Here is a 13,447-nt window from a genome sequence, read left to right as displayed (position 1 = left end):
GGTTTTTTTTGGAATGAAAAGTTTCAGAATAAAAAAAGCCAGCCGAAAAGGCTGGCTTTTTAATTGCGTAGGTTTACATGACACGCATACCCGGCTGTGCGCCTTCGTGCGGTTCTAGAATCCATAGGTCGCTGCCACCAGGGCCAGCCGCTAGAATCATGCCTTCTGACATACCAAACTTCATTTTACGCGGTTTTAGGTTAGCGACCATCACGGTTAGCTTCCCTTCCAGCTCTTCTGGTTTATACGCCGATTTAATACCAGAGAATACCTGACGAGTTTCGCCGCCAATATCTAATTGGAATTTAAGTAGCTTGTTTGCTTTTGGCACTTCTTCGCAAGAGATGATACGTGCAATTCGCATGTCGACTTTTGCAAAGTCATCGAATTCAATCTCTTCAGCGATTGGCTCTTTATCAAGTTCAGTTTGACTGGCTTGTTCTTTTTCAGCTTCCGCTTTTTCCTTTGCAGCCATTTCAATCGCGGCATCTTCTTTCGAGGCTTCTACCATGGCTTCAACCTTTTTCGGGTCAATGCGGTTGAATAGGGCTTTGAACTTAGTAATGTCATGAGCGGTCAACGGAGTTTCAATGCTCTCCCACGTTAACTCTTCATTTAAGAACGCTTCAGTTCTAGAAGCAAGTTCTGGCATCACTGGCTTCAAGTAGGCGATAAGCACTCGGAAAAGGTTGATACCAACAGAGCAGATATCTTGCAGCTCTTGGTCTTTACCTTCTTCTTTAGCGACTACCCATGGGGCTTTCTCATCGACATATTGGTTAGCTTTGTCAGCAAGAGCGGTGATTTCACGAATCGCGCGACCAAATTCACGAGACTCATAGAATGCTCCGATACGCTCAGCCGCTGCGACAAATTCGTTATAAAGCTCAGGTTCGGCAAAATTGTCAGATAGCTTGCCATCAAAACGCTTAGTGATGAAACCAGCATTACGAGATGCTAGGTTAACAATCTTGTTAACAACGTCAGCGTTAACGCGCTGGGTGAAGTCTTCAAGGTTAAGATCTAAGTCATCAATACGACTGTTTAGTTTCGCTGCGTAGTAGTAACGCAAGCACTCAGGGTCCAAATGGTTAAGGTAAGTACTCGCCTTAACAAAGGTACCTTTTGATTTCGACATCTTTGCGCCATTTACGGTGACATAACCGTGAACAAACACATTATTTGGTTTACGGAAGCCGGAACCTTCAAGCATTGCAGGCCAGAATAGGCTGTGGAAATAAACAATATCTTTACCGATGAAGTGGTAAAGCTCAGTCGTGCTGTCTTTTTTCCAGTACTCATCGAAGTCTAGGTCGTCGCGCTTGTCACAAAGGTTTTTAAATGAACCCATGTAGCCGATAGGGGCATCAAGCCACACGTAGAAGAATTTATCTTTTTCGCCTGGGATTTCAAAACCAAAGTAAGGCGCATCACGAGAGATGTCCCATTGTTGTAAGCCAGACTCAAACCACTCCTGCATTTTGTTAGCAGTTTCGTTTTGTAGAGAGCCAGAACGTGTCCATTCTTTCAACATGCTTTCGAATTGCGGCAGGTCAAAGAAGAAGTGCTCAGAGTCTTTCATTACAGGTGTCGCACCAGATACTGCTGATTTCGGGTTAATCAACTCTGTTGGGCTGTAGGTTTCACCACAGTTGTCACAGTTATCACCGTATTGGTCTTCAGACTTACACTTAGGGCATGTACCTTTAACGAAACGGTCCGGCAGGAACATTTCTTTTTCAGGATCGAACAACTGAGAAATTGTACGGCTAGAAATAAAGCCGTTTTTCTTAAGCTCTAGATAGATATGAGAAGCAAGCTCGCGGTTCTCATCACTGTGCGTGCTGTGATAGTTATCAAAGCTAATATCAAAGCCTGCGAAATCTTTTTGGTGCTCTTCGCTAACCGCTGCGATCATTTCTTCTGGCGAGATCCCCATCTGCTGAGCTTTCAGCATGATTGGTGTGCCGTGAGCGTCATCAGCACAAATGAAGTTAACTACGTTGCCACGTAGACGCTGATAGCGTACCCAGATGTCAGCTTGAATATGTTCAAGCATGTGACCTAGGTGGATTGAGCCATTAGCGTACGGTAGCGCGCAGGTTACCAACAGTTTCCTTGCGGAAAGATTTCTCGGATCGGTTGCCATACTTAATTATCGCTTTCTTATTCAGTGTAAAATATTGGCTAATACTACATGATGCTCGTCGGGACTCCAAGGTATCCCGAGTCAATCCCCTTAACTTTTTTGGGGTTCTGGTTCTGGCAACTCAGTGCTAGTCTTACAGTAATAGCAAATACAAGGAACCCCCTAATGCGCACGTTTGAGTCGAAACAAGAATTTTGTCAATGGCTAGGTGAATTTACTGCGGATAATCTAAAAGTTGGCTGGAGTGAAGTTCCTGATGTAGTGAAGGTTCTGGCAACGGGTGAATTTATTATTACGCTGCCCTTTGCTAACCAAACACTATTAAGTGAATTAGAGGCATGGATCAACAACAAGCAAGAGAGCCAGCAAGTCGCGGCGTTTAATTTCTCTGTTTCTAGCTCAACTAAGCCCCTCGTTACGACAGTGGCGGCAGAAGTAAAGGGAGTGAAGAATATTATTGCGGTGACGTCGGCAAAAGGTGGAGTGGGCAAATCAACGACGGCGGTTAACCTCGCGCTCGCCATTAGCAAGTTAGGCGCAAAAGTGGGGATTTTGGATGCCGATGTATATGGGCCGTCGGTACCACTGATGCTCGGTAAAATGGATGCCCACCCTGAGGTTCGCGATGGTAAGTGGATGCAGCCTGTTGAAGCGCACGGTATTTACACTCAATCGATCGGTTATTTAATCAGTTCTGATGATGCGGCGATTTGGCGTGGTCCTATGGCATCGAAGGCCTTAGCGCAATTATTGAATGAGACAGAATGGCCAGAGTTGGATTACTTGATCCTTGATATGCCACCGGGTACCGGTGATATCCAGTTGACGTTATCACAGCAAATCCCTGTAACGGCAGCACTGATTGTGACCACTCCGCAAGACTTAGCATTAGCCGATGCGATTAAAGGGGTGGCGATGTTTGATAAAGTGTCGGTGCCGGTGCTGGGGGTGATTGAAAATATGAGTTATCACATCTGTAGTCAGTGCGGTTCGAAAGAGCATATTTTTGGCTCTGGTGGCGCAGAATGGATGGCGTCCAAATTTGGTATTAATCTATTAGCTCAGGTGCCGCTGCATATTGATATTCGTGAGTCTGTGGATAATGGTGCGCCAACGGTAGTGGCCAGTCCTCAAGGTGAGCATGCCGCCATTTATCAAACGTTAGCTGAAAGAGTGTGCGCCGACCTTTATTGGAGTGGTAAAGCCAAGCCTGAATCCATTCAATTCACCATGGTAGAGTAAGGCAAAATCGATAGTTCGTGGTGGGGGTGAAAAAAGTAATCGATTGCAAAGTAAAAATTGGTGGCAAAAGGTAATATTGAGCACCAAATAACTGCGTGACCGTCTAGTATCTAAGGGGTGAAATCCCTATAATTACCCGGTTTTGTCCTCACCACCATATATGTACTAGGTGCAAAGAATGTCTGATAATAATCAATGTGTCATCGTCGGTATCGCTGGCGCTTCTGCTTCTGGAAAAAGTCTCATTGCGAGCACTATCTATAACGAACTGCGCGAAAAAGTGGGCGATCACCAAATTGGTGTGATCACGGAAGATTGTTACTACAACGACCAAAGCCATCTGAGTATGGATGAGCGTGTTAAAACCAACTACGATCACCCAAATGCGCTTGATCACGACTTATTGTGTGACCACCTCGAAGCGTTGATTCGCGGTGAAGCGGTTGAAGTACCGGAGTATAGCTATTCTGATCATACTCGTACGAGCACAACGACGGCGTTAACGCCGAAAAAAGTGATCATTCTTGAAGGTATCTTGCTGCTAACGGACCCAAGACTCCGCAAGCTCATGCATGCGACAGTCTTTATGGATACGCCGTTAGATATTTGCTTGTTGCGCCGTGTGACCCGTGATGTTGAAGAACGTGGACGTACTATGGAATCTGTACTGCAGCAATATCAGAAGACAGTTCGTCCAATGTTCATGCAGTTTATTGAACCGTCAAAGCAGTATGCCGATATTATTGTTCCTCGTGGTGGTAAAAACCGTATTGCGATCGACGTACTTAAAGCACATATTGCGAAGTTGCTTAGAGCGTAATTCTTACAGTCAGGCATTTGAATTCTTACGTTACGCTGTTGCAATTTGTTCTATACTGAATGGGTGCACTCGTAACGTTTAAATTGCTTTATTTTTTAATAAATTAGTGGCACTTTATGTGCCACTTTTTGTTTTTTAGCCTTGCAAGGAAGTTGCCAATGAAAAAACTACTCCTTATTCTCGCCATTCCAATTTTAGTGGTAGTCGTCGCTATCACTGCACTGGTTGTGTTTGTTAATCCTAATCAGTTTAAGCCAATGATCACTGAACAAGTTCAAACACAAACCGGGCTTGAATTGGAAATTAACGGTGACATCAGTTGGCAGTTCTTCCCGTCTCTTGGCTTTGAATTGGGCGAGACGAAACTAAAAAACCCGCAAGGCTTTAACAATCCAAATTTATTCAGCGTAACCCAAGTGGGCGTGAGTATTGCCGTGATGCCAATACTCGATAAGACATTAGAGATTGGTTCGATAACACTAGACGGTGCGCAAGTGTATCTAGAGACGCTTGCTGACGGTCGCTCCAATTTAGATGCGATTACCGCGCCAAAAGAGGCGACACCAGAAACCTCAACTCAAGACGTGACAACACCGCCACAAGACGCGACTTCTACATCGGCTGATGGCTGGAAGATTTCTCTTTCTGGTGTGACGGTTTCCAATGCGTTACTCGAAATCTCAGACGCTAAAACGGGAACCTTAACCAAGCTTTATGATGTCGGTCTAACCGTATCTGAGTTCGCCGCAGACCAATGGACGACAGCGCAATTTTCAGTCAAAGGGGCAATGGAAGCAAAAGGGCAAGCCGCAGCTCAGCAGTTTGCTGCCAACGGTACGGCAGACTTTACGCTAAGCCAAGATTTTAGTCGTTACGCGCTAAGAAATATCGAATTTGATGCCACTTTCAATGATGGCGTGAACAAGATTGATAGTGCTCAGTTAAAACTTGATACTTTTGAATTTGATAAAGTGAATAACATTAGTTTTGCGCTTCAAGGTATCGTGGCGGACATGGCGTTGAACGCGTCAGGTAGTACCGCATTTGAAATCGATAAAGCGATGACAATGTTAACCTTGAATGCGTTAACACTGGATGCGGCGGTAGAAGGTGAAGCTTTGCCACAGTCACCAATGAAAATTGGTATGGCATCGAATTTAACGTTTGATTTGAAGAAGCAATTTCTCGACTTTGTCTTGCAAAAGTTGACGGTGAATAACATTGCGTTAGATGGGAAAGCCACGGTTCAGCTTGCTGATATTCCTAAAGTGCGTTTTTCACTGCATAGCCCAAACATTGATCTAGACGAATTTTTAGGTCTGGCTCAGTCACAGGAAGCCGCTAAACAGGAAGACAAAACCGTAGCGGGCAGTGGTAGCGAAAAGCCTGCTAACGCGGTAGAAGTTGAACCGGATCTTAGTGCCTTAAAAGGTTTGGATGTTAAAGGTTCAATTACCATCGATAAATTTAAAGCAGCCAATGCACACATGCAGGCAGTTAAGACGCAATTTTATGTCAACCGTGGTGTGGCAGAATTAACATCATTTAGTTCAAACCTATATCAGGGTTCTATTACTGCCAAAGCGAAGCTTGATGCGAGAAAGTCACCGGCAAGCTATAGCGCAGTGAAGAAAATAAAAGGCGTTAAAGTTCAGCCTTTACTTAAAGACGTAGCGGGTAATGATAAGCTGGAAGGAACCGGTAATATTGATGTCAATATTACTGGTAAAAGCTTAACTCAGACGGGCATTAAGAAGAACCTGAAAGGGACCATCAAGATCAACTTTGAAGATGGCGCGGTAAATGGCATCAACGTCGCTCAAATGATTCGTGATAATTACGCTCGATTTAAGGGGCAATCACCAGACGGTAAGAAGGGTCCGCAGAAAACCGACTTCAGTGCAATGACAGCTACATTGACGTTGAATAAGGGCGTGGTATCGACCAACAACATGAAGGCAGAGTCACCACTGTTACGCATTCATGGCGAAGGTTCGGCGAATTACATTAATGAGACGGTCGACTTTTTAGTGCGTACTTCTGTCGTAGGAACGTTGGAAGGGCAGGGCGGACAAAGTATTACTGAACTGCGTGACGTGACTATCCCGATTAAAGTGACTGGCGCATGGACACAACCGCAGTTTGCGCTGGTTTTTGATGATGTGCTTAAGCAAAAAGCACAAAAAGAAGTGGAACGCGCGACAGAGCGTCTTGGCATCAAAGATGAAAAGACAAAGAAAGCTGTTGATGGTCTTTTGAAGGGGCTATTTAACTAGAGTGATAAGGCTTACCATACACAGTATAGCGTTGAATGGTTATTAAAAAGCGGTGTCCTTGGACACCGCTTTTTGCTTTTGACAAGTGCTAGATTAACCACTCGCTAACTAGCTAAGCATTTAGAGCGAGAAGAATATCCCAGCTAAACAGGCACTCATTAAGTTTGCAAGGGTACCGGCTAATACTGCTTTAAAACCTAAACTTGCCACATCAGAGCGACGCTCTGGCGACATGACACCAATAGAACCTAACTGAATGGCAATCGAGCCAATATTTGCGAAGCCGCAGAGTGCAAAAGTAATAATAATTTGGCTGTGTTCAGACAGTGTTGCTTGGTACTTAATAAAGTCGATGAACGCGACAAACTCATTCATGACAACTTTTTGACCAATGAATGAGCCAGCTAGCATCATCTCACTTTGGTCGACGCCAATCAGCCACGCAATGGGGGCAAACACGTACCCAAACAGCAGTTGCAAAGTAATGCCGTCGGCACCAAATAGCTCTGCGATCGATTCAATAGCGGCATTCGCCATTGCGACCACGCTGACAAATGCCACCAGCATTGTACCCACGGCAACGGCGACCTTAACGCCATTCATTGCACCTGACGCTAGAGCATCAATGACGTTACTTTGATCGCCAGTGTCTAAATCGATTGATTGATGGTCCGCTGGGGTGTGTTGTTCAGGAACAATGAGCTTCGCCATCATAAGAGAACCAGGTGCAGCCATAAAGCTGGCGGCAATCAGATATCGCAGTTCCACGCCTAGTCCGGCATAACCGCCTAATACACTGCCAGCAACCGACGCCATGCCACCCGCCATCACCGCGAATAGTTCTGAGCGAGTCATCGTCGCAAGAAATGGACGGATAAGTAACGGTGACTCACCTTGAGATAGGAAGATGTTACCTGTTGCGACCAGAGATTCGGCTTTGCTGGTACCCAAGAAGCGTTGGATAAGGCCCCCTAAAACACGAATCACGATTTGCATAATACCAAGGTAATACAGAGCGGAGATAAGGGCGCTGATCACAATGATAATTGGCAGAACGCGAACGGCAAAGATAAACCCTTCAGTGGCGAGATCACCAAATAAAAATTGGATACCCACGTCAGAGAAACTCAGGACTTTTGCTACGCCATTGCTCATCGCACCAAGGATGTGTTGACCAAAAGGGATGTACAAGACAAAAGCGGCAAACAGAACTTGCAGTAATAGTGCGCGTAGCACGGTATTCCAGTTAATTGCTTTTCGGTTCTCTGAGAAGATAAAGCCAATAGCGATAAGGGAAACGATGCCAAACAACCCGAAAAGGATAGCGGTCATAGTGGGTATACCTCACGAGCTGTGAGTGCAAACAATATTGGTGAAGAAGACCAAGATGTTAGCGTCGAGGGTTGCGGGAACCAATCTTGACGATAGGAAAAGAAATATTTGACCATTTTTATACCTTTACAAGCTTTTAAAATTGCAGCTGGTCCAATTCCTTGGGGTCGTTCACAGTTCCTTGGTGACGGCTTGTATTGGTGTATAACTGACGCGAGTGCGCAGCAAACGGTGGGGCAGTATATAGAAAAAAATGAGACTTGCATCTCATTTTTGTGATGGGGAAGGCTGTTTGGCTAATTAATCACCAATCGACGCCTTTTAGTGCTTTAACGCCGGATTCAAAAGCGTGTTTGACATTCTTAACTTCAGAAACCGTATCAGCAAGTTCGATGAGAGTGCGGTGAGCGCCACGGCCCGTGATGATGACTGATTGCATCTTAGGGCGAGCGGTTAGCGCTTCAACCACTTCATCTAAGTCAATGTAACCATAGCTGATCATGTAAGTCAGTTCGTCAAATAACACCACATCAATAGTGTCGTCTTTGAGCATACGTTTGCACTCTTGCCACACCAACTGTGCAGCAATCGTATCTGCTTCTTTATTTTGTGTTTCCCAGGTAAAGCCTGTCGCCATGACTTGAAACTCAACACCGAGTTTTTCTAGAAGGTTTCTCTCGCCGTTTGCCCATGTGCCTTTGATGAACTGCGCCACCGCAGCTTTTTTATCGTGACCTACTGCTCGAGCTACAGTGCCAAAGCCTGAGGTTGATTTGCCTTTACCATTGCCAGTAATGATAAGTAGTAGCCCTTTTTCTTCTTGGGCATTGGCAATTTTCTCATCAACATTTTCTTTAACTTTTTGTTGACGAGCTTTGTGTTTTAACTGTTTCTGTTCATCTGACAGTGACATGATTGATTCCCTTTATTAAGCGGCAGCTAACGTTTATTCCATGATAAAGGAATATGAAAAGAAAAAAACAAGAGAATAAATAGGGATATCGGCGCACGGTTAGGCTGGAATCACTTAAAAACTAATACCCACTGCAAAGTGGGTATTAGTTAAATTGAGCTCGTTGGCGTTTTTCATTGTTCTTGTTGCTTGCGGTTATATTCTTTAAGAATCCCGACGAAGTCTTCAAACCCGACAAAGCCCGTCGTCGCAATGGTGTCCGCGACAAAACGAATAGATGAGTTTTCTGTGTCTATGAACTCAAAATTGAGTTCTTGCTCAAAGGCTCGAGCATCGGCTTTATCTCTAAATAAAGGATAAGATAGCGTTGCGTTGGAAGAGGTTAATTCAAACGTTAACACGATCAAATTTGAACGATACTTTTCTTTCATCGTGTTGTAAGGGATCGGCTGCTCTAGTGTTAAAAGCAGTTGGTTTTCTGCTTGGTTTAAAATCAACTGATTATTGTCATTGAAAAACCCGTTTTCGACTGCTTCACCGTTGACGACGTGGACCACAATACCGCGCCCAAGTTCAAGAAGGTGTGTGGTTTCTTGTGCGTGTAAATTAAAGCACGTAAACAACAGAAGTAGGCTGCTAATTATTTTTTTCATTGTTACCTCATTAATAGGGAGGAAGACCTCCCTAAATATTCAGTGGTTAAAATACGTATTCGACACCAACCGATACTTCGTCGTACGAGTCTGACTTCCAACGACGATAAGATAAGTCCTGTGAGCCAGATACTGGCAGTTTGTTGTCACCCATTCTTACGTCTTTTGCTCGAAAATATAGGACGGCAGTTGGGTCAACGTAATACATAGTCTGGAAAGAAATTACATCGTCATCCGTTCCTGATAATGTCTGACCGTTGACGCTGAGTTCCTCATTTTTCGCGTAGCCAAGTTTGAACTGCCAATCTGAAATATCATACATAAATGCGGTTGAGAAGGCATTTTGCTTTTCTTTTCGCCCCGTATCGAGACCAGATGTAACCAACGCATCTTGCCAACGGTATTGGGTAAAGAATGAAATACCGTTGTCGAACCAGCCTTGTAAACTTGCAAGGTAGGTATTGTTGTCCCAAATACGACTATCAGAGGTCTTCGCGGGCGTGCTTCCCGGTTTTTCATAATTGACGGTTTCTTTGGTGTTGCGGTTAATTTCGTACGCACCAGAAATTAAGAAAGGCCCCGCTTTGTAGTGCGCTGCACTACCTTGCCACCACCCTTGGTCCGCGCCAGTCGCCGCTGCTTTTGTTCGGCCATAGCCCACGTCAACAGATGCGCCACGCCATTCAGGTGAGTCCCATCGGATGCTATTGGATGAGCGATCTTGAAATTTGGCGCCGCCAATCATACCACCCCAGTCCCAAACATCGCCCATTCCAGGGTTAGCACCCGGCCAATCGACAAGTTCATACATAGGCGTGAGTACGCGCCCTAAACGAATTTGCCCAAATGAGTCCCAGTCTTCAAAACCTACAAACGTGTCTCGCTCACCCAATCCGCCGCTAGCTTCATGATTTTTATAAGAAGGGTCGACGTAACCCGACTCGATTTGCCAGATAAATAGTGGCTTAAATTTAGCGAATTGTTTACTGCCACGAAAGCCGATACGACTTTCATTGTTGGTTTGAAACCCAGTTAAGTTGGGGGAGTTCGCGTACTCCCGAAAGTGAGCTTGTAGGGCGATCTTACCGTACACCTCATATTTCATGCCTGCTTTAATAGCTTCAATATCGATGTTATCGGATGCGACTGCGCCTACTGAAACACAGGTCAGCATTGTTACTGCTAGCTTTTTCATTGTTGATTATCTTTTTTATAAGTTGTTGCCCAAAGTCATCTTTGGGCAACATTGATGGATAGGTGTTGAAATATTAGAGTTTTAGAATGGTGATTCTGCTGCTTCGCTGACCTTGGCGATCGATACTGCGTAGCCACACATCAGTATGAATAGTTGGTAGTGTATCGCTATCGTAATTCAGCCAATCTTGTCCTTGGTTTAGCGAGTACTGAAGTTGGATTCCAGGGAAAGCGCTGTTCATCTCTAATTTGCCGTTGTTTAGGATTGCTCCTGGAACCGGAAGGCGATATTGAATACCGACTTTTGCGAGCTTAGCTAACTCTCGTTGACCTAAGATGTTTGCAAAACGATTGAAGTCAGCAGCAAGAGCCTCTTTATTAACCCACTGTGTGTCTTGGGAGTATGTTCTACCGACGGTATACGGGGTTTCCCAGCTGCCTTTGTGCCACGCACGCTCAGCTGCTGCCAAAACGCGAGGGAAAACCATATATTCGTATTGGTCATCCGTTCTTACGGTCTCAGACCATAATTGAGCTGACATGCCATAGAACGCGGGCGCCTCGATTGTGCCTTTGCCTTCAAACCCATTGCCATCTCTATCAAGTGATGTCTCTGCATTTTGAGGTAGGTTTTCCGGCGCAAAAGAGAACATCTTACGAGTGTTGGTTGAGCGCGTTGCCCAGTAGTAGCCACGCTCTTTTGGATCGAATTCGTAAGGGAAATCCATATATAGGTAGTCAGGGTTAGAGATAATAACTTGGTAGCCTTTCTTAGCCCATTCGTACGCAGAGGCGGTGCCGCCCCAATACAAGGTATCCCAGAAATTTACTCGTGTTGTTTCTGTTGCAAAATCGCCTGAATCTGTTGCTGTTTTCAAGCCATCTTGCCACGCTTGAAATTGCCCTACACCTTTATTTTTGGCAATTTTCGCTACGTTTTTAGCAAAATAACTAGGTAGCTCTTTAACTGATGTCAGAGCGGTATCGGCTAACAATTGTTGGCATTTTGGTGATTTTTCAAATGGGTGATGTTCATTACTAAGGTCGATCTCACCTTGACCTGCCACCTTTTGAGCGGCCTGACGGTCTTGGTGTCCACCGAGTAATTTGATGTTTTTCGCTTCATCACCACCGAAATGCCAAGTAGTTAATGGTACGCCAGCTTCACTGTGCATGGCTTGCACTTCAGATACCACTTTTGTGACGAAATGATGCGACGATTCTAAGCAGGGGTTAATAAAGCTTTTTCGATCATAGAACTGTACCGTTGTGACGTTTGAGTCATCTTTTGGATCGATGAGGCGGTATTCTTCCGCAAGCTCTAACTTTCCTTGTGCTTTGAAGTCATTGTAACGAGCCTCCATGGCGACAACCGCAGCTCGAGCGTGAGCTGGCATATCGATTTCGGGTATGATTTCAATATGACGAGCGGCAGCGTAGCGAAGGATTTCAATATAATCCGCGCGGCTAAAGTGACCCGATCCCATATTGTTGCTGTCCGGTCCTGAGCCGAGCTGTGGCAATAGGCATTCGGTTTCGGTTTTATCGAAGCAGCGTTTAGCACCAATATCGGTTAACTCCGGCAACCCAGGGATCTCTAAACGCCATCCTTCATCGTCAGTAAGATGTAAATGAAGTTTATTGAGTTTATAGGCGCTCATTTGGTCGAGCGTTTTGATAATAGCCTGCTTAGAGTGGAAATTACGGGCAACATCGACCATCACACCACGGTATTGATAACGGGGTGCATCGCTTATTTCTAAGTAAGGGATTTGGCTTGGGTCATCAAGATCGATCAGGGAAAATAGAGACTGCATAGCATAATACAAACCGGCGTCGTCATAGCCAAATACGTGAATACCATTTTCATTAATAGTCAGTTTATAGCCACCGCTTACTTGAATTTCTTTAGCAAGCGCCGTTTTATCCACTTCACCATATACACCAATGCTACCCGATTTTGATAGACCGAGTGCTTGAGCTCTTGACTCAATCGCGCTCAATGTTGCTTGGTCTATTGGTAGTGACGTGAAATCAATACCAGCTCGTATATCAAGGCTTCCATTGCCTTCAATAAGTTGGTGAGGGGTCGGGATAATTTGTTGATTAACTGGCGTTAAAGATAAGTCAGCATTGTGTTGGTAACGAACTTCTGGCGTGACAAGTGTATTGTTGTCCGTCGATACACGTTTTAGTTTTTTCGCTTCAATCGGGGCAACAAATTGGCTCAAATCTTCCGTGTCCATTTGAGTGAGAACTTTAGGCGTTGCATTGTCAGCGCTAACAAACGCACGAGGCATGAAATCAGATTCAAATAGCTGCCAGTATTCACCGATAACAGGAATATCTAAACTCTCACCAGATTCGATGCCTTTGAATGAAGAGGTAGGTTTGATTTCGTAGAGATCGCCTGTAATACGTTGTATTGAGAACTGATCTGTATCCAGCTTTAAGATAATACGAACACTATGAATATAGAGTGACCAGTCTTTGGATTTAATGGCAGTACCGCCGTTGGTTAGGGTCATCGTACTTTGATTACAAAGCGCCCAATCCGCACCAAGTTCCTGGCAAGGTAATCCATTACTGTCGGTCAAGTTGCTATCGACTTGATATTGAATCGATAGGTTTTCCGATAGGGTATCGACAAGAGGCTGAGCGGCAAGGTGGCTCTGTGCTGAACTAGCAAAGCTAATGCTCATTAGAGCGATGGTAATCATACTGCGACGAGGCATGCTATCTCCAAGTTGGGGAATTAAGACGGCGCAAAAGTAACGGCTCATGGAACAGATTTAAATTGACTATTAATTTTGTGTGACATCAATCGTTGTTACAAAGTAAAAAAAATCACAAAACCTTTAATAACAA

Annotated in this window: 9 protein-coding genes; 3 read left to right on the top strand and 6 right to left on the bottom strand. The window is 44.7% G+C overall.

The annotated features are described in order from the left end of the window. Positions 1–73 precede the first annotated feature (73 nt). Positions 74–2,149, bottom strand: coding sequence for a methionine--tRNA ligase (metG, locus tag L4D74_RS11955; RefSeq protein WP_428752324.1), 2,076 nt, complete (start codon positions 2,147–2,149; stop codon positions 74–76). Positions 2,150–2,314: 165 nt separating this feature from the next. Between metG and apbC the strand changes: the two genes are divergently transcribed. From apbC to L4D74_RS11940, 3 genes are all read left to right on the top strand, one after another. Then, positions 2,315–3,391 carry an iron-sulfur cluster carrier protein ApbC gene (gene apbC, locus L4D74_RS11950; protein ID WP_428752323.1) on the top strand — a complete coding sequence of 359 codons (1,077 nt, stop codon included), beginning with the start codon at positions 2,315–2,317 and terminating at the stop codon, positions 3,389–3,391. A 178-nt stretch (positions 3,392–3,569) separates the two neighbouring features. After that, a complete protein-coding gene (udk, locus tag L4D74_RS11945; RefSeq protein WP_428752322.1) occupies positions 3,570–4,211 on the top strand; it encodes a uridine kinase in 642 nt (213 codons plus the stop codon). A 158-nt stretch (positions 4,212–4,369) separates the two neighbouring features. Continuing rightward, a complete protein-coding gene (locus L4D74_RS11940; protein ID WP_428752321.1) occupies positions 4,370–6,487 on the top strand; it encodes an AsmA family protein in 2,118 nt (705 codons plus the stop codon). 120 nt (positions 6,488–6,607) lie between these two features. On the opposite strand, the gene L4D74_RS11935 is transcribed toward L4D74_RS11940, so the two are convergent. From L4D74_RS11935 to L4D74_RS11915, 5 genes are all read right to left on the bottom strand, one after another. Beyond that, positions 6,608–7,819, bottom strand: coding sequence for a NupC/NupG family nucleoside CNT transporter (locus L4D74_RS11935; RefSeq protein ID WP_428752320.1), 1,212 nt, complete (start codon positions 7,817–7,819; stop codon positions 6,608–6,610). Between the two features lie 304 nt (positions 7,820–8,123). Beyond that, entirely contained in the window at positions 8,124–8,732 is a 609-nt protein-coding gene (cobO, locus tag L4D74_RS11930; protein WP_428752319.1) for a cob(I)yrinic acid a,c-diamide adenosyltransferase, read from the bottom strand. Between the two features lie 173 nt (positions 8,733–8,905). Further along, positions 8,906–9,385, bottom strand: coding sequence for a DUF2057 family protein (locus L4D74_RS11925; protein ID WP_265675280.1), 480 nt, complete (start codon positions 9,383–9,385; stop codon positions 8,906–8,908). 46 nt (positions 9,386–9,431) lie between these two features. Beyond that, positions 9,432–10,580, bottom strand: coding sequence for a porin (locus L4D74_RS11920; protein WP_428752318.1), 1,149 nt, complete (start codon positions 10,578–10,580; stop codon positions 9,432–9,434). Between the two features lie 73 nt (positions 10,581–10,653). After that, positions 10,654–13,314, bottom strand: coding sequence for a beta-N-acetylhexosaminidase (locus L4D74_RS11915; protein ID WP_428752317.1), 2,661 nt, complete (start codon positions 13,312–13,314; stop codon positions 10,654–10,656). Positions 13,315–13,447: the final 133 nt, after the last annotated feature.

It is taken from the genome of Vibrio cionasavignyae, assembly GCF_050337155.1.
GTDB classification, from domain to species: Bacteria; Pseudomonadota; Gammaproteobacteria; order Enterobacterales; family Vibrionaceae; genus Vibrio; species Vibrio nomapromontoriensis.
This window is presented reverse-complemented; position numbering and strand designations above follow the sequence as displayed.

Bases quoted from the DNA above. Each gene is read 5' to 3' on its own strand.
- L4D74_RS11940 (WP_428752321.1), top strand. From the start codon at position 4,370: ATGAAAAAACTACTCCTTATTCTCGCCATTCCAATTTTAGTGGTAGTC.
- udk (WP_428752322.1), top strand. From the start codon at position 3,570: ATGTCTGATAATAATCAATGTGTCATCGTCGGTATCGCTGGCGCTTCT.
- L4D74_RS11920 (WP_428752318.1), bottom strand. From the start codon at position 10,580: ATGAAAAAGCTAGCAGTAACAATGCTGACCTGTGTTTCAGTAGGCGCA.
- apbC (WP_428752323.1), top strand. From the start codon at position 2,315: ATGCGCACGTTTGAGTCGAAACAAGAATTTTGTCAATGGCTAGGTGAA.
- L4D74_RS11935 (WP_428752320.1), bottom strand. From the start codon at position 7,819: ATGACCGCTATCCTTTTCGGGTTGTTTGGCATCGTTTCCCTTATCGCT.
- cobO (WP_428752319.1), bottom strand. From the start codon at position 8,732: ATGTCACTGTCAGATGAACAGAAACAGTTAAAACACAAAGCTCGTCAA.
- metG (WP_428752324.1), bottom strand. From the start codon at position 2,149: ATGGCAACCGATCCGAGAAATCTTTCCGCAAGGAAACTGTTGGTAACC.
- L4D74_RS11915 (WP_428752317.1), bottom strand. From the start codon at position 13,314: ATGCCTCGTCGCAGTATGATTACCATCGCTCTAATGAGCATTAGCTTT.
- L4D74_RS11925 (WP_265675280.1), bottom strand. From the start codon at position 9,385: ATGAAAAAAATAATTAGCAGCCTACTTCTGTTGTTTACGTGCTTTAAT.